Annotated in this window: 22 protein-coding genes and 1 tRNA gene; 5 read left to right on the forward strand and 18 right to left on the reverse strand. The window is 67.6% G+C overall.

Annotated features, from left to right (window positions below):
- Positions 1-675: CBS domain-containing protein (locus Q5H94_RS18260; protein ID WP_304562685.1), on the reverse strand; the 675-nt coding region annotated here is incomplete at its 3' end.
- Between the two features lie 161 nt (positions 676-836).
- Here Q5H94_RS18260 and Q5H94_RS18265 point away from each other — a divergent pair.
- Complete coding sequence (locus tag Q5H94_RS18265; protein WP_304562686.1) at positions 837-1,121, forward strand: glycine zipper 2TM domain-containing protein; 285 nt, start codon at positions 837-839, stop codon at positions 1,119-1,121.
- A gap of 179 nt (positions 1,122-1,300) precedes the next feature.
- On the forward strand, positions 1,301-1,699 hold the full coding sequence (locus Q5H94_RS18270; protein ID WP_304562687.1) for a hypothetical protein: 399 nt from the start codon (positions 1,301-1,303) through the stop codon (positions 1,697-1,699).
- Between the two features lie 2 nt (positions 1,700-1,701).
- Here the strand turns inward: Q5H94_RS18270 and Q5H94_RS18275 are convergent, their stop codons facing one another.
- The 12 genes from Q5H94_RS18275 to Q5H94_RS18330 form a co-directional block, all read right to left on the reverse strand.
- Complete coding sequence (locus tag Q5H94_RS18275; protein WP_304562688.1) at positions 1,702-3,594, reverse strand: XrtA/PEP-CTERM system amidotransferase; 1,893 nt, start codon at positions 3,592-3,594, stop codon at positions 1,702-1,704.
- Positions 3,594-5,087 (reverse strand): exosortase A, encoded by a 1,494-nt coding sequence (gene xrtA / locus Q5H94_RS18280; RefSeq protein ID WP_304562797.1) that lies wholly within the window; start codon positions 5,085-5,087, stop codon positions 3,594-3,596. Before xrtA ends, Q5H94_RS18275 begins: the two co-directional genes overlap by 1 nt.
- A gap of 38 nt (positions 5,088-5,125) precedes the next feature.
- Complete coding sequence (locus Q5H94_RS18285; RefSeq protein WP_304562689.1) at positions 5,126-6,325, reverse strand: TIGR03087 family PEP-CTERM/XrtA system glycosyltransferase; 1,200 nt, start codon at positions 6,323-6,325, stop codon at positions 5,126-5,128.
- The gene (locus Q5H94_RS18290) at positions 6,325-7,389 is read right to left on the reverse strand and encodes a FemAB family XrtA/PEP-CTERM system-associated protein (protein ID WP_304562690.1); all 1,065 of its coding nucleotides are present in this window, start codon (positions 7,387-7,389) and stop codon (positions 6,325-6,327) included. The genes Q5H94_RS18285 and Q5H94_RS18290 overlap by 1 nt, the downstream gene beginning before the upstream one ends.
- Entirely contained in the window at positions 7,386-8,213 is an 828-nt protein-coding gene (locus Q5H94_RS18295) for an XrtA system polysaccharide deacetylase (RefSeq protein WP_304562691.1), read from the reverse strand. Before Q5H94_RS18295 ends, Q5H94_RS18290 begins: the two co-directional genes overlap by 4 nt.
- Before the next feature lie 11 nt (positions 8,214-8,224).
- Positions 8,225-9,772 (reverse strand): ExeA family protein, encoded by a 1,548-nt coding sequence (locus Q5H94_RS18300; RefSeq protein ID WP_304562692.1) that lies wholly within the window; start codon positions 9,770-9,772, stop codon positions 8,225-8,227.
- Between the two features lie 17 nt (positions 9,773-9,789).
- Complete coding sequence (locus tag Q5H94_RS18305) at positions 9,790-11,388, reverse strand: hypothetical protein (RefSeq protein WP_304562693.1); 1,599 nt, start codon at positions 11,386-11,388, stop codon at positions 9,790-9,792.
- The gene (locus Q5H94_RS18310) at positions 11,385-12,341 is read right to left on the reverse strand and encodes a P-loop NTPase family protein (protein WP_304562694.1); all 957 of its coding nucleotides are present in this window, start codon (positions 12,339-12,341) and stop codon (positions 11,385-11,387) included. Before Q5H94_RS18310 ends, Q5H94_RS18305 begins: the two co-directional genes overlap by 4 nt.
- Positions 12,338-13,849, reverse strand: coding sequence for an XrtA system polysaccharide chain length determinant (locus Q5H94_RS18315; RefSeq protein ID WP_304562695.1), 1,512 nt, complete (start codon positions 13,847-13,849; stop codon positions 12,338-12,340). The genes Q5H94_RS18310 and Q5H94_RS18315 overlap by 4 nt, the downstream gene beginning before the upstream one ends.
- A gap of 14 nt (positions 13,850-13,863) precedes the next feature.
- The gene (locus Q5H94_RS18320; RefSeq protein ID WP_304562696.1) at positions 13,864-14,508 is read right to left on the reverse strand and encodes an XrtA/PEP-CTERM system exopolysaccharide export protein; all 645 of its coding nucleotides are present in this window, start codon (positions 14,506-14,508) and stop codon (positions 13,864-13,866) included.
- Positions 14,509-14,604: 96 nt separating this feature from the next.
- Positions 14,605-15,831, reverse strand: a complete 1,227-nt coding sequence (locus Q5H94_RS18325; protein WP_304562697.1) for a pyridoxal-dependent decarboxylase, exosortase A system-associated — start codon at positions 15,829-15,831, stop codon at positions 14,605-14,607.
- The gene (locus Q5H94_RS18330; protein ID WP_304562698.1) at positions 15,828-17,324 is read right to left on the reverse strand and encodes an acyl-CoA ligase (AMP-forming), exosortase A system-associated; all 1,497 of its coding nucleotides are present in this window, start codon (positions 17,322-17,324) and stop codon (positions 15,828-15,830) included. The genes Q5H94_RS18325 and Q5H94_RS18330 overlap by 4 nt, the downstream gene beginning before the upstream one ends.
- A gap of 100 nt (positions 17,325-17,424) precedes the next feature.
- Between Q5H94_RS18330 and Q5H94_RS18335 the strand changes: the two genes are divergently transcribed.
- Genes Q5H94_RS18335 through Q5H94_RS18345 form a run of 3 tightly spaced genes read left to right on the forward strand, consistent with a single transcriptional unit; the run spans position 17,425 to position 19,134 of the window.
- Positions 17,425-17,697: an acyl carrier protein gene (locus Q5H94_RS18335; RefSeq protein ID WP_304562699.1), complete on the forward strand. Its 273-nt coding sequence runs from the start codon at positions 17,425-17,427 to the stop codon at positions 17,695-17,697.
- 10 nt (positions 17,698-17,707) lie between these two features.
- A complete protein-coding gene (locus Q5H94_RS18340) occupies positions 17,708-18,379 on the forward strand; it encodes a hypothetical protein (RefSeq protein WP_304562700.1) in 672 nt (223 codons plus the stop codon).
- Positions 18,367-19,134: a hydrolase 1, exosortase A system-associated gene (locus tag Q5H94_RS18345; protein WP_304562701.1), complete on the forward strand. Its 768-nt coding sequence runs from the start codon at positions 18,367-18,369 to the stop codon at positions 19,132-19,134. Before Q5H94_RS18340 ends, Q5H94_RS18345 begins: the two co-directional genes overlap by 13 nt.
- A gap of 32 nt (positions 19,135-19,166) precedes the next feature.
- Here the strand turns inward: Q5H94_RS18345 and trxB are convergent, their stop codons facing one another.
- The 5 genes from trxB to Q5H94_RS18370 form a co-directional block, all read right to left on the reverse strand.
- Positions 19,167-20,132, reverse strand: a complete 966-nt coding sequence (trxB, locus tag Q5H94_RS18350; RefSeq protein ID WP_304562702.1) for a thioredoxin-disulfide reductase — start codon at positions 20,130-20,132, stop codon at positions 19,167-19,169.
- Positions 20,133-20,280: 148 nt separating this feature from the next.
- On the reverse strand, positions 20,281-20,448 hold the full coding sequence (locus tag Q5H94_RS18355) for a Flp family type IVb pilin (protein ID WP_304562703.1): 168 nt from the start codon (positions 20,446-20,448) through the stop codon (positions 20,281-20,283).
- 173 nt (positions 20,449-20,621) lie between these two features.
- Positions 20,622-20,698 (reverse strand) — tRNA-Met (locus tag Q5H94_RS18360).
- 58 nt (positions 20,699-20,756) lie between these two features.
- The gene (locus Q5H94_RS18365; protein ID WP_304562704.1) at positions 20,757-21,263 is read right to left on the reverse strand and encodes a 2'-5' RNA ligase family protein; all 507 of its coding nucleotides are present in this window, start codon (positions 21,261-21,263) and stop codon (positions 20,757-20,759) included.
- Positions 21,264-21,329: 66 nt separating this feature from the next.
- Positions 21,330-23,252: a potassium transporter Kup gene (locus Q5H94_RS18370; RefSeq protein WP_431312195.1), complete on the reverse strand. Its 1,923-nt coding sequence runs from the start codon at positions 23,250-23,252 to the stop codon at positions 21,330-21,332.
- Positions 23,253-23,275: the final 23 nt, after the last annotated feature.

The raw sequence follows: 23,275 nt of genomic DNA on the forward strand, positions 1-23,275 counted from the left end.
GGTCAGCCCCTGCCCGCGCGTCGCCACGTCGCGCAGGGCATCGAGCGTCTGCCCGCCCGCCCCCGCGACCGATGCCGCGTCGGCGCGCGCGCGCGCGGCGTGACGGGTAAGATCGTCGCCGAGCGCCCGCACCCGCCCGGCGGTCTGCGCCAGCGCGGAGGACATCGCGCCGACATCGGTGGTGAAGTTGCGGCTGGCGGCATCGACCCGTTCGGCGCGCTCCGCCCGCGCGCGGGCGAGCGCCACTTCGCGCTCCGCCGTCAGCCGCACGAAATCGCGGTTGTCGAGCGTGATGTGGAAGCGCCCATCCCTGGTCAGCACGAGCCCCTCGATATCGGTCGAGGCGTGGAGCTCGAGCAACTCCTCGAACGGGCTGTCGACGTCCGCCGCCGGGCATGGCCGCAGGAAATGGCGGAGGTTGGTGTTGAAGCCGGGATTGCGCAGCAGCGCATGGCCGAACGGGCTGAACAGCAATTTGCGCACGTCGCGCTCGGTGATCACGCCGACCGGACGCCCGCCGGCATCGACGACGGCGAGCAGCCGCAACTCCGGGCGGCTCTCGAAAATCTCGATCACCGCCAGCGGCCCCGCATCATCGGCCACGCAGATCGGCGCATGTGCGGAACGGATGGCCGGTGCGGCCGGGTTCCGGGGTGCTGCGATCGCGACGGGCATGGCCTTGCCGTAGGGGTGCGGTGGTAAACCGGAAGTTATCCTTTGATGACAAGGCGATGACAGAGTCGATTTAAATCAACGTGTATCCGGCGCCGTCACAACGGAAACCTTTGCACCGGCCGGACGTTACGCAGCCGACATCAAAGGTTGGGAGTATCCTAATGCGTAAACTGTTCCTTTCGCTCGGCGCCCTTTCGCTCGTGGCCGGCACCGTTGCGGTTCCAACCGCTGCCGACGCGCGCAAGCACAAGCGCACCTATTACAAGTGCAAGCGCTCGAAGGGCACGACCGGCACGATCGCCGGTGCGGCCGGCGGCGCGCTGATCGGCGGCGCGATCGGCGGCGACGCGCTCGGCGCGATCGCGGGCGGTGTCGGCGGCGGCCTGCTCGGCCGTCACCTCGACCGCAAGCACGACGCCGCGCAGAACCGCCGCAACGGGTGCTGAGCCCTAGCCGGGGAGACGCCTGAACCGGGTTCAGGCGCACCCCCGGCAGGTCCGGCCGGCGCGGGCTTTGCCCGCGTCCGACGTCACCGGCTTCGCCGGTGACGCGGTCCCAACGTGGTTAACGAAGTTTTCAACCGCCCCATGCGATACGCCAGCGTAACGATGGGGGCGGTTGAGCCATGAACACTACACTTTCCTTCGCGGGCCGTGCGACCGGGTGGTTGAGCAATCTGCTCGGCGCGGCGCTGCCGGTCGACGTGGCGCCGGAAAAGCGCATCATCGACCTGAGCCCGACCAATTTCGAGCGCTTCTCGATCCGCTTCAGCGATGCGCAAGGCCGTGACCAGTTCGAGGTGGTGCGCCTGATCGCCGCCGAGATCGCGCGGCTGGAGATCACGCACAGTTTCCTCGGCACGCTGACGGTGCGCGACGGCCGCACGCGCTGGCGCGTCGAGCCCGCCATCGACAGGCCCCGCATCAGCGGCTGGGTGCAGGCCGACACCGCCAGCGACCGCGAGCAGATCGTCGCCGCGATCCACGATTTCCTGACGGAGGAAGTCGGCCTCTCGCTTTCCTGAGATCAGCCGAACAGCCGCGACATGCTCTTCTCGAGCATGACGAGCTGCCAGAGCGTCCGCCCGTGATCCGCCCTGCCCGCCGCATGATCGGCGGCGATGCGCTCGATGGCGCGCGGATCGAACCAGCCCGTCCCGACCAGCACGCGCGAGCGTGACAGCGCCGCCGCCTGCGCCGCAAGCGGCCCATTAAACCACGCGCTGATCGGCGTGACGAAGCCCATCTTGCGCCGATAGAGGATGTCCTCGGGCAGATAGCGCTCCATCGCCTTCTTCATCAGCCATTTGCCCTGCCCGCCGCGTAGCCGCATGTTGGCGGGCAAGGTCGCGGCGAATTCGACGAGCTTGTAGTCCAGCAGCGGCTCGCGCGCTTCGAGGCTCACCGCCATGCTGGTGCGGTCGGCTTTGGTGAGAATGTCGCCGGGTAGCCAGTGCTGGAAATCGGCGTATTGCGCGCGGTCGAGCGCGTCGCGCGCCGGGGCGTGGCGCATCGCGCGGACGTAGCGATCTTCGGCGCGGTGGCCCTGCAGCGCGCGGCGCGCGTCATCGCTGAGCAGTTGCGCGCGCAAGGCGGGCGACGTCACGCCGACCGAATGCGCATAGGCCTCCCCGCCATCCTCGGCCAGCGCGAGCAAGGTGGTCTTGGCGCGGAAGCGCTGCGGCGCCCAATCGGCCTTGGGATAATATCGCCCGAGCGTGCCGAACACGCCGGAGCGGATCGACGCCGGCAGCAGGCCGCGGACGCGCTCCTCCGCCGCCTGGAATTTGTAGCGGCGGTATCCCGCGAACGCCTCGTCCGCGCCGTCCCCGGAGAGCGCCACCGTCACCGTCTCGCGCGCCAGCTCGCACACGCGGTAGGTGGCGAGCGCGGAGGCATCGGCGAAGGGCTCGTCGAAGGCGGCGGCGAGCGTATCGATCAGCGCGAAATCGTCGGGCGAGACGATCCGCTCGCGATGTTCGGTGGCGAAGCGCCTGGCGATCTGGTCGGCATAGGCGCGCTCGTCGAGACCCGCCTCGTCGAAGCCGATAGTGCAGGTCTTGACGGCACGCGGGCTCGCCTCGGCCATCAGCGCGACCACCGCCGAGCTGTCGACTCCGCCCGACAGGAACGCGCCCAGCGGCACGTCCGCCACCATCCGCAGCGCGACGGCGGCGCGCAGATGCTCGACCAGCTCCTCCTCGAGTGCCTTCGCCTTGCGGGTCGAGCGGCGCGAAAAGTCGATATCCCACCACCGCGTCGGCGCGGGCACCGGCTTGCCGCGTTCGAGCAGCAGGAAATGCCCGGCGGGCAGTTTCTTCACGCCCGCGACGAGGCAGGTGTCGTCGGGCACGTAACCGAACGCGAGATAATCCTCGACCGCGCGCACGTCGGGCTCGCGGCGCAGCAGCGGGTGCGCGAGCAGGCCCTTGAGTTCCGACGCGAAGGCGACCGCGCCGTCCGAAAGCTCGGCATAGTGGAGCGGCTTCACCCCCATCCGGTCGCGCGCCACGAACAGGCACTGGCGCGCCGCATCGTGCAGCGCGAAGGCGAACATGCCGTTGAGCCGGTCGAGCATGGCCGGGCCCCACGCTTCCCAGCCGTGCAACAGCACCTCGGTATCGCCCGACGTGACGAAGCGCGCGCCCTTCGCCTGCAATTCGGCGCGCAGCTCCGCGAAATTGTAGATCTCGCCGTTGTAGGTGACGGTCAGCGCGCCGTCCTGGCTGCGCATCGGCTGCGGCGAGCCGGCGATGTCGATGATCGAAAGGCGGCGGTGGCCGAGCCCGACGCCGGGGCCCGTCCACACGTCACCGCCGTCGGGGCCGCGGTGGAACTGCGCGTCGGCCATCGCGCGCACGCGCGCCGGATCGACGGGCTTGGGCGTGGCGGGGTAATAGAGTCCGGCGATCCCGCACATCAGCGCGACATGCCAGCGCTTCTGTCCGCCAGCAAGTCGATTGGGCCCAGCGCCTTCAGGAAGCGGTCCATCGCCGCGCGCGGATCGCGGCCGGGCTGCACTTCCGCCGAGATGTGGATCGCGACAGCGCGCTGCGGCCCGCCGAGCAGCTTCGCCTCCACCGTCGCGATCTTCACCGCCGCGCCGCCGTGCGTCACGATGTCGCCGACGCGATACCAGGTCGCGATCTGGCGTTCGACCGGGCCGGGCGCGGTGACGCGGATCACCGATCCGCCGTCGAGATCGGGCAGGTCGCTGACGCGGACCCACACATCGTCCTCGCGCAGCGCGCCAACGCCGAACGCGACCAGTTCCTTGCCCTCGTGCTGCGTGCCGTAGACGGCGATGGCGAGATCGACCGGATCGCCCTGCCCGTCCTCATAGCGGCCGATGAGGTAGTGGTCGGCACCGGGGTAATTCGGCCCCCACGGCGCGCGCCTGCTCATCGCGACACGGTGCCAGCCGGGCACGTCGGGCATGGTGATATGCGTGGGCAACGTATCGGCGCGGGCATCGACCACGCTCGCCCAGGCCGGGAACACCGCTGCCGTCGTCAGCACCAGCGCCGCCCCCACGAACGCTTCGAGGCGGAGGCGCGGGCTCGTCTGCAATCGCGCCGGATCGAACGCCGGCGCATCGGGCGCGCGATCGAACCAGCGCCACCCGATCGCGATCACCGCCGCCATGACGAGGCCGAAGAACACCCAGCCATAGACGATATGGTCGAACCCCGTCGCCCGCTCGACCGAGGTGAGATACGCGGCATAGATCGTCCCGAACGCGCGGATGCCGTTGGCGATGACGGGCACGATCAGCGCCATCACGAAAAACGCCGCGCGCCTGCTCCACGACACGAAGCAGACGTTCGCCACCAGCGCGCCATATGCGATCATCGCCAGCACGAACTTCGCGCCCGAACACGCCTCGGCGACCTCGAAATAGCCGTTGGGGATCGTGATCAGCACGCCGTCGACCTGCGCGGGCACGCCCGCCAGATGCAGCATCGGCATCGTCATCGCGACCGTGACAGTCTGGAGCGGCCCCTCCAGCCCCTCGCCAAACGGCACGAGGAAGAAGGCATAGGCCAGCGGAAACAGCAGCCCCCGCGCCACGTTCGGCCCGAGCAGCGTCACCACCGACCCTTGCAGCATCATCACCAGCCCGAGCTGCCGCGCGAGCGCCACCCCGCCGACATCGCCTAGCAGCCAGCCGAAACCGCCGCATGCGACGATCGCCAGCCCCGGTGCCCACGCGACCGGCGTCAGCGCGGCGAGCGGTGCGCGGCGCTGCCATACCAGCCAGGCGATGACCGGGCCGATGAACAGGCAGTGCCCAAAGGTCGTACTCGTCCACCACAGATGCGCGAGATCCTCCACGTCGCCGTGGAAGGTCGCGAGGATGACGAGCGCGACGGCGGCGAGGATCGCGCCGTGGCGACCCCATGCCGAGCGCATCGGCGCGGCTGAAAAGCCGGTCGAGGGAAAGGCGTAGGTCACGTCCGCGCCCGCTTGGGGCTCAGCCCCATGATCTCGTCGAGCGGGGCGAGGCACGCTTCCCAGCTATAGCGGCGCTGCACCTGTGCGCGGGCAGCCGCGCCGAGCGCGGTCGCGGCGGCGCGGTCGTCGAGGATCGCGGCGAGGTGATCGGCGATCTCGCCGACGCTTTCGCCAACGCGGATCGTGCCGGCATGGTCGATGCCCTCGGCCGCGGCGGTCGAGACGACCACGGGGCGCGCCATCGCCATCGCCTCCAGCACCTTGTTCTGGATGCCGCGCGCCATCTTGAGCGGCGCGACGACGGCGGAGGCCGCATCGATCCAGCCGCGCACGTCGGCGACCTCGCCCGTCACGCGCACGCCGTCATGCTTCGCCAGCGCCTTCACCGCCTCCGTCGGGTTGCGGCCGACGATGGCGAACTGCGCCTGCGGATGGCGAAGGCGGACGTGCGGCAGGATGCTTTCCACGAACCACGTCACCGCCTCGATATTGGGGCGGTAATCCATCTGGCCGGTAAAGACGATCAGGTCGCCCATGCTCTCGATGCGTTTGAAGCGCGCGTCGGGATCGTAGAACGTGGTGTCGATGCCGTTTTCGATCACATGGACGCGCGGCGCGCCGGTTTCCGCGCGGAACAGGCTTGCTTCGGCCTCGCTGACGAGCAGGCTGGCGTGAACCCGGTTGGCGACGCCGCGCTCGAACTGTGCGAGCAGATTGGCCTCGCGCCGCATCAGCCATTTCGACAGCGGCCCCGACTTCTCGGCATAAGCGGCGAACTTGGCCGAATCCATGTCGACGAAATCCATGATGACGCGCTGCCGCGGCTTGGCCGGCAGATACTGCGCCATCTGGCCCGAGAAAACGTAGATCTCGTCGATCGAGCGGCGCAGCAGCACATCGCGCACCGCATCGCGCACCGGCTGGCTGGAAAAGGCGGTGAGCGAGACCGGCTTCCTGCCCGCCAGCGCCTCGATCGCGGCGATCCAGCGCGGCTTGCGGCGCCAGATGATCGACCGGCTGCCGGTCAGCTTGGGCAGCACGCCCTTGTGCGTCAGGTCACGCGTATCGTCGGCAAAAGCGACCAGATGAACGCGCTTCCGAGTGGCAAGGAAATTGAGAATGTGGAAGCCACGAATCTTGTCCCCCCGATCGGGCGGATAGGGAACCCTGTGCGCCAGGAACAGGATGTCCCCCATCAACCGAGGCCGCGCGCGAGCAGCGGTCCGATCAGATTGGCGACGGGGAGCGGGAGCTTCTTCCAGAGCGCGATCTTGGCCTGGTATTTGGGGCTCAGCGGATTGATCTCGCGCGCTTCCTGCCCATCCGCGACGCGCTTGGCGTAGCTGAGCGGGACGCCTTCGAACCCCCAGTTCTTCTTGAACGCCGCCGGTCCGGTGCCGACCTTCGAGCGGCCGAAGTCGAAGCGCGTGCAGCCGCGCGCGCGGGCATGGGCCATCAGCGCGAAATACATGCGGTCATTGCCCCGCAGCGCACGCGCCGCGTGGGTTCCGCCCCCCCAATATGGATATACCATGCCGCCATGATACAGGCTCAACACGCTGGCGATAGGCGTGCCGGCATGGCGAACCGTGAGAATATCGGCATCGTTGCCGAATTCGCGCAGCACGCTGCGGAACAGTGTCGCCGGGAAAACGGGCGTACCGAGGTTGCGGACGCTCTCCGAATAGACGGCGTAATGCGCCTTCAGGTCCGCCGCCGAACGACCGACCGTCACCTTGAGATCGAGCGCCAGCGCCTTGCGCACCTCGGCGCGTTGCTTGCGAGGGATGGCGGTGAGTTCTTCCTCGTCGGATGCGGCGAGCGGGCGGACGAAGCCGAGATAGGCCCCCTCTTCCAGAATCCAGTCACCTGCCGGACGGACGCCGCCGCGCAGTTCCAGGCTCGGGCAGCCGAGCTTCTGCGCAAGCGCCCAGCCCGCTTCGGCGAGCATCCCGGCCGCAGCGTCGCTGTTCACCAGCACCCCACCGCCGACCGCGAAACCGTTCGAGACCAAAGCCTTGCCGAACAGGACATGGCGCATCTCGGTGAGCGGCAACATGCCTTCGATCGCGCCATCCGCTCGCTCGGCGAGCAGGATATGGCCGCGCTGGCCGCACCCGTCGGCGACCGCCTTGCCCCAGGCCGACAGATGGAACGGCGTGCTCTCGGGATGCGCGCGCACAAAAGCGTCGATCGCCGGGCGGTCCTCGAAGACCGCCGCGCGCAGGCCGAGCAGGGGCGAGACGATCGGCACCGTCATGCGAGTCCCGCCACGACGGCGTCCATTCGCGTCCAGTCGTGCCGCGCGATCAACCCACGCAACTTGCCCGCCATCGCGCCGAGGCGGCTGTAGTGGCGGAGCCTCGATTTGGCGGGCGCGCCCGCGATGCGCGGCTGGCCGGGGTCGATCTCCCACGGATGGAAGTAGAAGACGGCGGGCTGGCCGTCCGCCGCGACCTGACGCACCGCGTGGTTGGTCAGCATCGCCGGAAACAGCCGGAAGAAGCCTCCGCCCGTCGCCATCCGGCGACTGCCGAACTCGGCGACCGTCACCGGCACCTCGACCAGCGGCGATCCGGGCACCGGGTTGAAGGCATAGCGCGGCGCATCGGGCCAGCCGTAGTGATCGTGCTTCAGCGGCGCGACGCTGGAGGAATAGGTATAGCCTTCTTCCGCCAGAATCGGATGCGCCCAGGGCGTGCGCGTATCGATCGAGAAGCTCGGCGCGCGGTAGCCGCTGACGGGCACGCCGCCGGCATTCTCCAGAGCCTTCCGCGCGCGGCCAAGATCGGCGCGGAACGTCTCGGCGTCCATCGTGAACACGCGCTGGTGATCCCAGCCGTGGCTCGCCAGTTCGTGCCCGCCCTCGACGATCCGGCGGATCAGCGCCGGATGCCGCTCCGCCACCCAGCCAAGCGTGAAGAAGGTCGCCTTGACGCCGCTCTCCGCGAACAGCGCCAGCACGGCATCGGTGTTATATTCGACGCGCGACGGGATCGCATCCCAATCGCGCTTGTCGATCACGCGTTCGAAAGCGCCGACCTGGAAATATTCCTCGACGTCGACGGATAGGGCGTGGCGCATGGCCGACACCGTTAGCGCAAGTGACGAGCGCGGTCGCCACTCTGATCGCCCTCGACCCAGTCGACCAGCAAGGTCAGCACGCGGCGCAGCGCCGCCTCCTGCTCCTCGACCCGCGCTTCGAGCGAGGCGATGCGGGCGCGGGCATCCATGTCGCCGTTCGACGCGCCGATCACGGCGTCGTCGATCCGCTCCTCGATGGAGGCGATACGCGCCTTGAGCTGCGGGCTGAGATCGCTCGGGCGCGCTTCCAATTCGGCGACGCGCGCGTGGAGCGTGGCGACGTGCGCGACGAAGTCGGGATCGATCGACGGCTGGACGGTGGCGGCGCGCTCGATCCGCTCTTCCAGCATCGCCATCTGCAGGCGAAGGCCCTCGTCGATGTCGAAGGCGGCGAGCGCGATCTGTTCGGCGCGCGATTCGTATGCGGCGAGGCGCGCCTCGACCGCCGGATCGGTGCGCGGCGGATTGGCCGCCGCCTTCTCCAGCGAAGTCAGCCGAGCGAGCAGCCCACGATCGACGCGCGGACCGGCCGAGACATTCTCCAGCCGTGCCTCGATCGAGGCGATCGCCTCCATCAGGCCGGTCGGGGTTTCCGCCACACTTTCTTCCAGCGATTCGATGCGCGCCAGCAATTCGGGGGCAGCCTCGTGCGGCAGTTCTACCGCGAGCGGCGCAGGCGTCATCGGCAGCGGCGCGTCCTCGCTCTGGACGATGCGCAGCGGCGCGGGGGCCGCGACACGCTCGGGCGCATCCCCGGCGATATCGGCGATCACCGCTTCGACCGTGCCCGCGTCGATCGTGTCGAGCTGTTCGATCGCGCCGTAGAGCAGCACGCGGCCGGCAAGCTGGTTGAGGCGGCGCGGGATACCGTCCGATCCAGCATGAATCGCGGCATAGGCATCCTCGGTGAAGCCCGGACGCCCGGTCCAGCCCACCACCGACAGGCGGTGCTGCATGTACGGCGCGACTTCCTCGGGGCCCATCGGGTCGAGGTGATGCACCGCGATGACGCGCTGGCGAAGCTGTTCGAGCCGCTCGGAGCCGTGCAGCCGCTCGCGGAACTCGGGCTGGCCGAGCAGGAAGATCTGCAGCAGCGCATGGCCGCCCGCCTGGAAGTTGGAGAGCATGCGCAGCTCTTCGAGCGAGGACACCGGCAGCGCCTGCGCCTCGTCGACGATGAGGAGCGTGCGACGCCCGCCGCGCGCGGTGGCGTGCAGGCCGCGCTCGATCGCGGTGAGGAGCTGCGACTTGGTCATGCCGTCCGAGGCGATCTCCAGCCCGGTCGCGACCATGCGCAGCAGGTCGTCCGCTTCGATCTGCGTCGAGACGATCTTGATGACGTTCAGCCGGTCGCGATCGATCTTCGCCATCAGATGACCGACAAGCGTGGTCTTGCCCGCGCCGACGTCGCCGGTGATGACGATGAAGCCCTCACCCTGGCTCAGGCCATAGCCGAGGTACGACATCGCCTTGCGGTGCGTCGCCGTATCGAACCAGAAGCGCGGATCGGGGGTCAGCTGGAAGGGCCGGCCGCTCAATCCGTAATGATCTTCGTACATCTCGTCTGCCCGTCCGATCAGAATTGATACCGCATGCCGACCTGGCCCTGCGCCGAAACCTGGTCGCGCGTGCCCTGCTGGCTGAAGCTGTAGATGCCCGCCGATGCGGTCGCGCCGAGGCGGCCGAAGGTGCGGAAATAGCTCGCCGTGGCACCCGTGCTGAAGATGCCGCGAGAGCCTGCGAGGCCGCTCTTGTAGTAATTCGCGATCACGTCGCCGCTGATGCTCGACCGGCTGTCGAGCGCGGCGTTGACGAAGGCCTGCGCGTAATAGCTGTTGTCTTCCAGCCCGTCGACGTCGAGCGGACCGCCAGCCGGCGTTTCGAAATGGCGGTTGGCATAGCCAGCGCCGACGCCGAAGCTGAGCGGGCCGCGATTGGCCGACAGTACTGCATCGACACCGCGCGCGCGGTAAGCGGAGGTCGAGATCGACTGGAACACGCCGTTCAGGCATCCGCCCGCGCCGGCCTGGCCATTGCCGAAGGTGCAGCCGCTGAACTGCTGGCTGAACGCGTCACGCTGGTCGATGAAGCTGGTCGGCAGCTTGGCGATGCCGTCGCGGAGCTGGCGGCCGAACGTCGTGACGTCGTCATAGACGCCGACCTGCACCGCCACCGAGCGCGAGGCGGCCCAGGTGAGCGAGCCGGTGTAGCTCATGCCGCCATAGCGCCAGCCGACATTGGCCTGCAGCTCGGTGCGCGGGCTCGGACGCCAGATGACGCCGGCGTCGTAGATGAGGCCATCGGTCTCATAGGCGATGCGGCGCGGCGAGGCCGGATCGGTGACGTAGCGGCCGTTGCGATCGACGACGGGGTCGCCCGCCGCGTCGACCAGCGCATCGCGCTCGCTGACGGTGATCTTCTCGTAGCCAGCACCCGCCCGCACCGCGAGCGTCGCGGAGACCGGCAGCGTGACGTCGCCGCGGACGTACTTGCCCTCGTAGCGCTGGTCGAGCTGGCTGGCATTGTCGCGCTCATAGGCACCGCTGACCGCCACGCCGACCGGCAGGACCGCGCCGGGCTTCACGCTGGCGGAAGCCATCGCGACATGGCTGGTCGCGTGATCGAACACATCGAGCGGCGTCTCGCCGGGGGCGATGCCGGTGGCACCGGGCGATTCAACTTTGGTGTAACCGAAGCGATACGCGCCGCCGATCTGCACCGGGCCGGCGTGCGTCGATACGGTAGGGCCGACATAGGCCGAATAGACCTGGCTGATGTTGTCGACGTTACCGGCAAGGTTGACCGGCGCCGCACCGCGAATGTCCGAGCGCGCGCGCGTGGCGAGCACGCCTGCGTCGAGGCTCAGGCCCTGCGCGATCTTCACGCTGCCGCGCGCGAGGCCGCTGATCACGTCGCTGTCGCCGACCTGCTTCTGGTAAGAAATCCGCCGCTCGTAGCGCGCGCTGATCTGCGCTTCGGCGCGGTTGCTCTGGATCGACGCATCGACGCCCGCCGCGACCGTGGAATAAGTCAGCACGTCGTCATTGGTCAGATCCGCCGTCACGACCTGGCCGACCTCGATATAGGGATCGATCGACTTGCGATGGTCCCCGGCATAGGCCGGCGTGGCCGCGACCGCTGCGATGGCGGTCCCCAGCATCAGTACCCGCTTCATTTCGGGTTCTCCTGTCCATAATAGCCGCCGTAGCGGCGCCCCCCCGGTGCGTAGGTCACTGCATTCAGAACGAGTTGGATCTCGTCGCAGCCGTCGAGCAGCGCGACCGCTTCGCGCAGGTCGCTCTCGGCGGTGCGATCGGCGCGGACGACGAGCATCACCTGCCCGGCATGGCTGGCGAGCACGGCAGCCGGCGACGCGGCAAGCGCGGGCGGCGAATCGAAGATCAAAAGCCGGTTCGGCTTCGCCGCGAGCAGCGTGGCGATCACCTCGCCGGTGCGCTTGCTGGCGAGCAGCTCGGTATCGCTGTTGGTCTTGGCACCGACCGGCAGCAGGCTGAGCTGCGGGATGTCGGTCGGCACGACGCACGTCTCCGGGTCGATCGACGGATCGCCCAGCATGTCGAGCAGCCCCCGCCCCTCGCGCAGGCCAAGCTCTTCCATCACGTCGGGCTTGGCGAAATCGGCGTCGATCAGCAGCACCTCGACGTCGCGCTCGGCGGCGATCGAGATGGCGAGGTTGATCGCGCAGAAGGTCTTGCCGTCGTTGGGCTTGGCCGAGCAGACCAGCATCGCCCGCGCCTTTGCCGGATCGGTCGCGGCGACTTTCCGCGCGGTGCCGAGCAGCTGGCGCTTCACCAGCCGGAATTCCTCCGCCAGCGCACCGACCGGCGCATCGGGGACGAGCAGGCCCTTGGCCGACAGCATCTTGCGGTCGATCCGCGCCTTCGAACGGCGTTCGATGCGCGGCGGCAGTTCTTCGACATCGGGTGCGACGGCGAGATCGAGCGGCGTCTCCGCCTCGACATGGACGGGCACGACTCGGACAGCAACGGGCTCTGGCTCAGGTTCGGCAACGATCGGAGCGGCGCCGAACAGCGCGCCGAAGCCGTAGAGTTCGTCGGCACGCTCGATCAGCGATCCGGTCAGCTTGCGGGTGGGCATCTCGGTCATGCGGCGAACCCCCGCTGGAGCATCTCGACGCCGAGCAGCGCGATCCACGACACGACGAGCGCCGCGAAGGCCCCGCCGAAATAGCTGGTGCGGCGCATTCGCTCCGCGGTCTGCGCGCGGGTCACCATCTCGCCGATCGAACCGATCACGGTCATGCCGGTCGCCGCTTCGAGGCGGCTGGCGGTCGGGAAGGTCGTGCGCACCTGGCCGATACCGAAGGCCGCACCGACACCGGCGAAGATCGCGGCGAACAGCACGCCCGTCAACAGCAGCGGACGGTTGGGCGAGGTGGGCACGCGCGGCGCAGTCGGCTGGTCGAGCACCTGGAACTTCACGCCGTCGGTCTGCGACTGTGCCTGCCCGCGCAGCTTCACGTCTTCGCGGTCGGCCAGCATCTTGTCATAGCCGTCCTTGAGCACCTGATAATCGCGCTCGATCTGCGACTGCTGCGCCATCACGGCGGGATCGCCGGAGAGCTTGGCGTTGATCGTGTCGATATCGGACTGGAGCTGGCGCTTGCGGATCGACAGCGCGGCGACGGTCGCCTGCTTGTCGGCCTGCATCGACTTGAGCGAGAGGTAGAGCGGGTTCGACGCACCGGCCGCACCCGCCGACAGCGGCTCGTTTCGCGCCGCCGCCTGCGCCGCCGCGAGCTGGTTGTTCAGCGCGATGACGTCGGGGTGATTGTCGGTATAGCCGCGCGCCCGCGCATCGGCGAGCTGGCCCTGGATCGCCGCGAGCCGTGCGCGCGCCGGTCCTGCCGTGCCGCCGCCCGAACCGGGCGTGGTGAGCGGCGTGCCGGCCATCTGGCCGTTGAGCACCGCGAGGCTCGACTGCGCGGCGGCGAGATCGCTGTCGACCTGCGCCATCTGCGCGCGCGCCGCGCCGATCCGGTCGGTGACCGTGCCGGTGCCGGGCAGCGAGCCGAGGAAGCGATTCTGGAAATCGGCGCGCTTCGCCTCGGCGTCGGACAGCGCCTTCTGCCGCTGCGCGAGCTGCGCATCGAGGAAGTCGAGCGTCTGGCTGGTCTCGGCCTTGTCGCCCGTCAGGTTCTGCTCGACGAACAGGTCGATCAGCTTCTGGACGATCTGGCGTGCGACCTTCGGGTTGCCCTGCGTGACCGAGAGCTGGAAGATATTGTCCTGCTGCGCGGTAATCTTGACCACCTTCTGCAAGCCCGCGACCCGGTCTGCGACGTCCTTGTCGTTTGCGACGGTGGCGGCGAGATCGGTGCCGCGCACGACCTTCTCGAGATTGGCGGCGGAGGTCAGCGTCTGGCGCATCGTGTCAATGCTCTTCTGCTGATCGGCGGCGGTGATGCCGACCTTCTCGGGCAGTATCGTCTGCACCTGCGCGAACACGCGCGCGGTCGATTCGTAGCTGCTCGGGATCTGCGCGACCGCGAACCAGCCGATCACGGCGATCGCCCACGCGACGCCGAGCGCGATCCAGCGCCGTGTCCAGATCGCGTGCAGCGCGATCCTCAGTTCGTCGTAAAGTCCGTTCACGCCGCCATCACCCCTTAGAACATGCTCTCGGGGATGATGATGACGTCGCCCGGTTCGAGGCGGACGTTGGCGCTGCTGTCGCCATCCTTCAGCAGCTTGCCGAGCTTGATGTTATATTCCACCTGCTTGCCGGTGTTGCGGTCGTAGCGGACCAGCTTCGCGCGGTTGCCCGCCGCATATTCCCCCAGGCCGCCGACCGAGATCATCGCGTCGAGCAGGGTCATGTTGGCGCGGTACGGGATCGACGCCGGCTTCGCCGTCGCGCCGACGATGCGGACCTGCTGGCTGAACGTGCCAGAGAAATTCTCCACGATCACCGAGACGATCGGATCCTTGATATATTCGCCGAGCGCGATCTTCATATCGTCCGCAAGCATCGCCGGGGTCTTGCCGACCGCGGGCATGTCGCTGATCAGCGGGGTGGTGATGCGGCCGTCGGGGCGCACCTGCACCTTCGCCGACAGTTCGGGGTTGCGCCACACGAAGATGTTGAGCTGATCGAGCGGGCCGATGACATATTCCTCGCCCGGCTGTTCCTGCGTCGCGACGAAGGCTGCGGGCGGAAGCTGGCCGCCGCTACTGCCGCTGGCGCATCCGTTGAGCGCGGCCGCCGAGGCGCCCGCCAGCAGAAAGCCCTTGAAAACGTTCGAAACGCGCATCTCTCACACCTCCGGCGACGGTAACGTGCGCGCGACGTCTCGCGGGCATGCTCGTGGCTATGGGGAGGCTATGCGGCGGAAGAGGTGAAGATTGCGTTAGGAACGCTCCGCCGCGCCAAGGATTTCCGCCGGTTTCACGTGCCCTAGGAAGCCCGCGGGGCTCGCCGAGAGGCCATAGGCGCCGGCCATGAACACGGCGATAATGTCGCCCGGATGCGCCTCCGGCAGCGCGACCTGATCGGCCAGCCGGTCGAGCGGCGTACACAGCGGCCCGACGACGCTGACCGTCTCCGTCGGCGCGTCGGCGTCGGCGTCTGCGGTGGCGACTGCGACGGGGTAGTTCCGCCGCACCACCGTGCCGAGATTGCCCGACGCGGCAAGCTGATGGTTCATTCCGCCATCGGTGACGATGAACGTCTCGCCCCGGCTGACCTTCCGGTCCACCACGCGCGTCAGATACACCCCTGCCTCGCCGACCAGCCAACGCCCGAGCTCGATCGCGAAGCGGCTGGTGAGCGGCGATGACGTCAGCCGCCCGGCCAGCGCGGCCCCGACGCTTTCGACATCGACCTGCACCTCACCGGGGAAATAGGGAATGCCGAAGCCGCCGCCGAGATTAACGAGCGGCGGCATGACGCCAACGTCCTCGGTCAGGCGCTCGGCAAGATCGAGCGTCGCGGCCTGCGTCTCGATGATCGCACCCGCATCGAGCGCCTGCGACCCCGCGAAGATGTGCCAGCCGCGCCAGTCCGCGCCCGCGTCGATCACCGTCCGCGCGACAGCGGCGGCGCGGTCGGCGTCGATCCCGAATGGTGAAGCGCGGCCGCCCATCCGCATACCGGAGCCGCGCAGTTCGATCTCGGGATTCACCCGCACGGCGAGGCGCGGCCTGTTCTTCAGTTGCTTGCCGATGCGAAGCGCGCGCACCGCTTCGTTCGCGGACTCGAGGTTGATCGTCGCGTTTAGCCTGATCGCGAATTCCAGTTCGTCGTCGCGCTTGCCCGGTCCTGCGAAACTTACCTTCGCGGCTGGGTCAGTCTGCCAGGCGATTTCCAGTTCACCGCTCGACGCTACGTCCAGACCATCGACAAGCGGTTCGATCGCCGCCACCAACGGCGCAAACGGGTTGGCCTTGATCGCGTAGTGCAAGTCCACGTTTGGAAATGCCGCACGGAACCGCGCTATTCGGCTTTCGACCACGCCGAGATCGTACACGAACAACGGCGTATCCCCGGCCTTGGCGACCCACTCCTCCGCACTGCGCCCGGCGATGCGTAAGCGTGCGCCCGCGAACTCGGCAGGAATCGTCCCCATCGCCTTCATGACGTCACCTCAGCCTTCAGCGCCGCTCGGTCCAGCTTGCCGTTCGCGTTGACCGGCATCGCCACGCGCCAGTCGTAGCGCATCGGTTGCATGAAGCTCGGCAATTCGGCGCGCAGGCGGTGGCGCAGGTCCGCCTCGCGCGCCGGGTCGCCGCGCACCACCACAACGATCGCCTGCCCCAGTCGTGCATCGGGCACGCCGATCGCCACCGCCTCGCCCGCCTCGCCGCCGCGCAGCACAGCTTCCTCAATCTCGGTCGGGCTGATGCGATTGCCGGCGCTCTTGATCATCTCGTCGTCGCGCGCGACGAAGCGGAACAGCCCGTCCTTGCCCAGCGTAACGGTATCGCCCGACCATACCGCCATGCCATCGCTCTCCGCCCATTCCGGCGCGGGCTTGAAGCGTGCGGCGCTACGATCCGCGTCCTGCCAATAGCCCTGCGCGACGAGCGGCCCGGCATGGACGAGCTCGCCCGCCTCGCCCGGCGCTGCTTGCGACCCGTCCGCCCGCACCGCCATCACCTCCGCGAACGGGATCGCCGTGCCGATCGCGTCGGGATGCGCATCGACCAGATCGGGCGCGAGATAGGTCGAGCGGAACGCCTCGGTCAGCCCGTACATCGGATAGAGATCGGCCGCCGGAAACCGCGCGCGCAGGTCGCGCACCATGCGCGGCGTCAGCGCGCCGCCCGAATTGGTGAGGCGCCGGAGCCGCGCCGCGACCTCCTCCGGCCACTGCGCCTCCAGCAACTGTACCCACAGCGGCGGCACGCCGGCGAGCGTCGTTGCTCCGAACCGTTCCACCGCCTTGATGACGTCGCGCGCGGTCAGATAGTCGATTGGCGCGACGCTCGCCCCTGCCGCCCAGCTCGAAAGCAACTGGTTCTGCCCGTAATCGAAGCTCAGCGGCAGCACACCGAGCACGCGATCCTCGGGCGCGATCTTTAGGTAGTGCGCGACGCTGACCGCGCCGAGCCACAGGTTCGCGTGGCTGAGCATCACCCCCTTTGGCCGCCCCGTAGACCCGGAGGTATAGAGGATCGCCGCCAACGTATTTGGGTCGGCGGCGGAGGGCGCTAGCGCGTCGTCGCCTGCGATCTCCTCCTCCAGCACGATCCGACACCCCTCGGGCACGTCGCCCGGCTCGAGCGCGGCGGCCCGCGCCGCCTGCGTCACCAGCAGTCGCGCTCCGCTGTCGGCGAGGATATGCGCGACCTGCGCACGCTTCAGCACCGGGTTGACCGGCACATGCACCAGCCCTCCGCGCGGCGCGGCGAGCGGCAACACGCAGGCGGTCGCGGTCTTGGGGAGCCAGCTCGCCACCCGCGCACCCGCATCGGGCACCGCGCGCGCGAGCCAAGCCGCAACCTGCCCCACGCGCGCCTCCAGCGCGGCATAGCTGACGTCGCCATCGCGGAACGCCAGCGCGATGTCCTCCGCGCATCCGCGCAGGACGTGGTCGATCGGGCGCGGTACTGGGTCGAGCGGAACCATCCCACCCTGATACTGCCCCCACGCGCGCTGTGAAGGCCCCGCCCTTGGCAGAGGCCGCGCATTTCTTTAGTGCGCCGCACAAAGACGCTAGGGGCTCGCAGTGCTGCCAGACGACATTTCCGAAATCGAGACGACCGTACGCGCGGTGCTGCGCGATGTGCTTGGCCTGAGCGCGGCGCGTGCCGACGCCTTTCGCAGCGATACCGCGCTGTTCGGCGCGCTGCCCGAACTCGATTCGATGGCGGTGGCGGGCGTGCTGACCGAGCTTGAGGAGCGGCTCGGCATCCTCATCGAGGACGATGAAGTCGACGGCGAGATGCTCGAGAATTTCGGCAGCCTCGTCCGCTACGCCGCGAGCAAGCAGCCACAATGAGCGTGGCCTGTTGATCGACCACTACGATCTCCCCGGCGGCGGGCGCGAGGCGATGCTCCGCTTCGGGCCGGAGACGGGCCCGGTCGTGGTGGTCGCGCTTCCGCTATTCGAGGAAGCCAACCGGGTTCGGGCGTTCGCGGTGAGTATCTGCCGAGCGCTTGCGGCGTGCGGTGTGACGAGTGTGCTGCCCGATCTGCCGGGTCAGGGCGAGAGCCTCGTGCCGCTCGCCGAATGCGGGTTGGAACAATTCTCCGAGGGGATCGAGTTCGCCGCGCGCGCCCTCGGCCATGACCGATCGCTATACGCGGTCGGCATTCGCAGCGGCACCCTGCTCGACCGGCTCACGATTCTCAACGGCCGTTGGCATTTCGCGCCGCAGGACGGCGCCGATCTGGTTCGCGATCTGACGCGCGTAAAGCAATTCGCGACCGCTGCCGACGACACGATCGCCGGCAACGCGATTTCTACGGCGCTGCTAGATGATCTTATCGATTGTGTTGCCTGGACCGAGGCCGATGGCGGGCCCGTCCGTACCGTCCGTCTCAACACCGACGCGAAACCTGCCGATCACCGCGTGCCCGGCATGCCGCTGTGGCGGCGCGCGGAGCCGGGGAACGATCCCGAACTTGCGAAAATCCTCGCCGACGATATCGCCGACTGGATCGCCGCTTGCGAAGGCTAATCGAATTTCCCTGCGCGGGCGTCCGCCTGCTCGGCACGCTCGACGAGGCTGCGGGTGACACCGGCCTGCTGATCGTCTCGGGCGGCAACGAGATCCGTGTCGGCGCGCATCGCGGCATGGCCCTGCTCGCGCAGCGATTGGCGGCGGCCGGAGTGCCGGTGTTCCGCTTCGACCGGCGCGGCGTGGGCGATTCGGAAGGGCCGAACGGCGGTTTTCTGTCGTCCGCGCCCGACATCGCCGCTGCGGCCGCGACCTTCACCGCCGAGACGGGGGTGAAGCACCTCGCCGCCTTCGGCAATTGCGACGCGGCGACAGCGCTCGCGTTGTTCGGTCATGTCGCCGGGATCGACCGGCTGATCCTCGCCAATCCCTGGACGATCGAGGACACCGACGATCTCCCCCCCTCCGCCGCGATCCGTGCGCGCTATAAAGAGAAGCTGCGCGATCCGGCGGAGTGGCTCCGCGCAGCGCGTGGTGGCGTAAACTTCAACAAGATTATCGGAGGATTGCGCAAGGTTTCACAGAAACCGTCGCAGGAGACCCACATGCTCGCCACACGCCTGATGGAAGCACTCGCGACTTGGGAGGATCGGCTGACGATCCTACTCGCCGAGGGCGACGCCACCGCGATCGCTTTCCGCGACGCGATCAAGGGCCTACCGGCCGAAACACTCGACACCGCCTCGCACAGCTTCGCACGGACGGGCGATGCCGACTGGCTGTTCGAGCGGGTATTGGCGGCGCTCCGCCAATAACGTCACCCCGGCAAAAGCCGGGTGACGCCGGATTACTCCGCCGCCTCGGCCACCTTGAACTCCACCTCCGCCAGGAAGCGCTCAGCATCAAGCGCGGCCATGCAGCCGGTGCCCGCCGCCGTCACCGCCTGCCGGTAATGCTTGTCCATCACGTCACCACAGGCGAACACGCCGGGGACGCTGGTCTTGGTCGTGCCGGTCTGCACCTTGATGTAATGATCGCTGTCGAGCTCGACATGGCCGCGGAACAGCTCGGTCGCCGGATGATGGCCGATCGCGACGAAACCGCCATCGACGTCGAGCCGCGAGATCTCGCCGGTCTGTGTGTCCTTCAGCTCCAGCGCGACGAGGCCCGCGGTGCCGCCGCCATCGACGAAGGTGGAGACCTCCTTGTTCCACAGCACGTTCACGCTCTCATGCGCGAATAGCCGGTCCTGCAGGATCTTCTCGGCGCGGAAATGGTCGCGACGATGGATGATCGTCACATCCTTCGAATGGTTGGTGAGATAGAGCGCTTCTTCGACCGCGGTGTTGCCGCCGCCGATCACCGCGACCTTCTTGCCGCGATAGAAGAAGCCATCGCATGTCGCGCAGGCGCTGACGCCCTTGCCCTTCAGCGACTCCTCGCTGTCGAGGCCGAGCCACTTGGCCTGCGCGCCCGTCGCGATGACGAGCGTATCGCCTTCATACACGTCGCCGCCGTCGCCGATCAGCCGGAACGGCCGCTTCGACAGATCGACCTCGACGATCGTGTCGTACATCAATTGCGTGCCGACGTGCTCGGCCTGCTTCTGCATCTGCTCCATCAGCCACGGGCCCTGGATGACGTCGGCGAAGCCGGGATAATTCTCGACATCGGTGGTCGTCATCAACTGGCCGCCGGGCTGAATGCCCTGGACGAGAATCGGCTTCATCCCGGCGCGCGCGCCATAGATGGCGGCGGTCAGCCCGGCGGGACCGGAGCCGAGAATGAGCATGCGGGTCGTGTGGGTCGTCATGGCGAAATATGATTCCGTACGGTCTGGCTTCGCGCCATTAGGGGCGAAGCGGGCGTGCGCGCAACATGGCGCACGCCCCCGTACCGCTCAATATCACCGCCTCGCGAGATTTGCTTCGCGCAGACGATGGCAAGCTATCAACGAGAGATCAGCTCGCCTTCATGTTCGACTGGACATTGCCGAAGGTCTTTTTCAACTGGTTGCCGAGGCCCTGCATCGCGGCGATGGCGGCGACCGCGATCAGCGCCGCGATCAGGCCATATTCGATGGCCGTCGCCGCACGGTTGTTGCGAAGAAAAATCTTGATCGAGCGCATAGGTAGTCTCCCTGAGGGAAGCATTTACCTTTGCTCTCTTGAAAATCCGTTAAGTCGCTGATTAGGCGATATATTGCTGATTCGCTTTTGAGAAACGCCAGTCGGCACGGCACCGTCACGCGCATCGAAGGCGCAGAAATCCGCCGTTTTGGACGGTTTCGTGATATCGAGGATGGTAGCGAAGGAGGGACTTGAACCCCCGACCCCAGGATTATGATTCCCGTGCTCTAACCAGCTGAGCTACTTCGCCATACCAAGCGGAGGGCGGCCTATAAGAGCCTCGGGCGGCTGCGGTCAAGCGGGCAGTTCTAGCCGAAGGCGTGTTGCGACAGCGGCTCCCACGGGCCACCGCGATAATACCAGCTCGCCAGCCCGGCGACAGCGACTGGCTTGCGTTGGAAACTGCCCTCCAGCCGCTTGAGCAGGGCCTTCGCCTCAGTCGGCTTGACCTTGTTCTGGATCGTCACGTGCGGGCGCCACCCTGCGCGGTCCTGCGGCAGCAGCATCGGCGCGAACGCCTCAGCCAGTTCGGCGCGAATCTGCTCCAGCCCTTCGCTCTCGATCCGGTAGGCGGTGCCCTCGCCCAAAGACAGCAGGCCGGCGGCGTGTGCGACCGGCGCCTTCACGCCGCGCGTCGCCGCGCTCAGCCGCTGCTTCAGCTCCGCTTCCAGCGAAGGCGCGAGATGGTGAAACATGGTGAGATGCGCATCGAGATAATTGCGCTCGGGCGGGAAATATTTCTTCCGCAGGCCATCGAACCATGCCTGATCGACCGGCCCGAACAGCGCCGTGACGATGATCGGCGCGGCGCTCACAAGAAACGTCCCGGAACCTGATGGCGCATCGGCACCCCCCTGCAGAGAATCGTTACGGCGATGCTATCAAATTTCCAGCTGGCTGCCGAGTTCGACGACGCGGTTGGTCGGCAGGCGGAAGAATTCCATCGCGCTTTCGGCGTTGCGCATCATCCATGCGAAAAGCTTTTCACGCCAGATCATCATGCCCGGCCGCGCAGACGGCAGCAGCGTTTGCCGCGACAGGAAGAAGCTGGTGTCCATCATGCGGAAATCCGCGCCGCAGCGATGCACATTCGCGAGCGCAAGCGGCACGTCGGGCTCCTCGATAAAGCCGTATTTCAGCACCATCCGGTGGAATCCGTGGCCGAGATCCTCGAGGTGGCAGCGCTTGCCCTCCATTACATAGGGTTCGTCGGCGATCTTGATCGTCAGCAGGATGATGCGCTCGTGCAGCACCTTGTTGTGCTTAAGGTTGTGAAGCAGCGCGTGCGGCACGCCCTCGGGCGTCGAGGTCATGAACACGGCAGTGCCCGGCACGCGCGTCGCGGCGCTCGCGGCGGACTGTATGAACACCTTGATCGGCATCGCGCCCTCGCGCATCCGCGCCATCATCAACTGACGGCCCTTTGCCCAGGTCGTCAGGATCGTGAAGATGATGAGCCCCGCCAGCAGCGGGAACCAACCGCCCGATGTCACTTTGGTCAGGTTCGCGGTGAAATACGCGCCGTCGACCACGAAGAACAGCGCCAGCAGCGGCACCGCCATCCATGCCGGCCAGTTCCACAGCCGGAACAGCACCACCGCCAGCAGGCAGGTGTCGATCAGCATCGCCCCCGTAACCGCGATGCCGTAGGCGGCGGTCAGGTTCGAGGAGCTGTGGAAGAACGCGACCAGCACCAGCACCGCGGAAAGCAGCAGCCAGTTGATCAGCGGAATGTAGATCTGCCCCGCGGTCGACGCGCTGGTATGCTCGATCCGCAGGCGCGGCATGAAGCCGAGCTGGATCGCCTGCTGCGTCACCGAAAATGCGCCGGAAATCACCGCCTGGCTCGCGATCGTCGCGGCGGCGGTGGCGATGATGACGAGCGGCAACTGCAGACTGTCGGGCGCGAGCATGTAGAACGGGCTCTCCAGCCCCGCCTCTCCCATGCGGAACAGCAGAGCGCCCTGCCCCATGTAGTTGAGCATCAGTGCCGGCAGCACGAACACCAGCCATGACACGCGGATCGGGTTGCGGCCGAAATGCCCCATGTCGGCATAGAGCGCTTCCGCGCCCGTCACAGCCAGCACGACCGAACCGAGTGCCAGAAAGGCGCGCGTCGGATCGTGAACGAGGAAGGCGATGGCGTTGTGCGGCGACAGGCACCACAGGATTTCGGGCGTCTGCACGATGCTGAGCACGCCCAGCACCGCAATTACCGCGAAATACAACAGCATGACGGGCGCAAAGAACAGGCCGATCTTGCCGGTGCCCTTCTTCTGGATCGTGAACAGGCCGATGATGATGGCGACCGCGATCGGCAACACCAGTGGCGCGAGGCTTGGCTGCGCGACCGCAAGGCCCTCGACCGCGCCGAGCACGGTCACAGCGGGGGTGATCATACTGTCGCCGTAGAACAGCGCACACGCGAACACACCGAGCAGCACGATCCCGCGCGACCAGCGCGCCTGCTTCGTACGGCTGTTGATCAGCGCCAGCAGCGCGAGCGAACCGCCCTCGCCCTTGTTGTCGGCGCGCATGATGATCGCGACATACTGGAACGTCACGACGAGGATCATCGACCAGAACATCAGGCTGACGACGCCCATCACGTTGAAGTGGTCGGCGGCGAGCTTGTGATGCCCGGCAAAGGTCTCGCGGATGGCATAGAGCGGGCTCGTGCCGATGTCGCCGAACACGACGCCGATCGCGCCGAGCGACAATTTGACGAGGCCGTCCTTCGAATGACCGTGGCCCGTGGAGCCCTCTTCGAAACCCACGACGTGCGCGGACTCGTCCGCGCTGATGGCGTTTTCGCTCACAGGAAGGC

Source organism: Sphingomonas immobilis (assembly GCF_030580995.1).
GTDB classification, from domain to species: Bacteria; Pseudomonadota; Alphaproteobacteria; order Sphingomonadales; family Sphingomonadaceae; genus Sphingomonas; species Sphingomonas immobilis.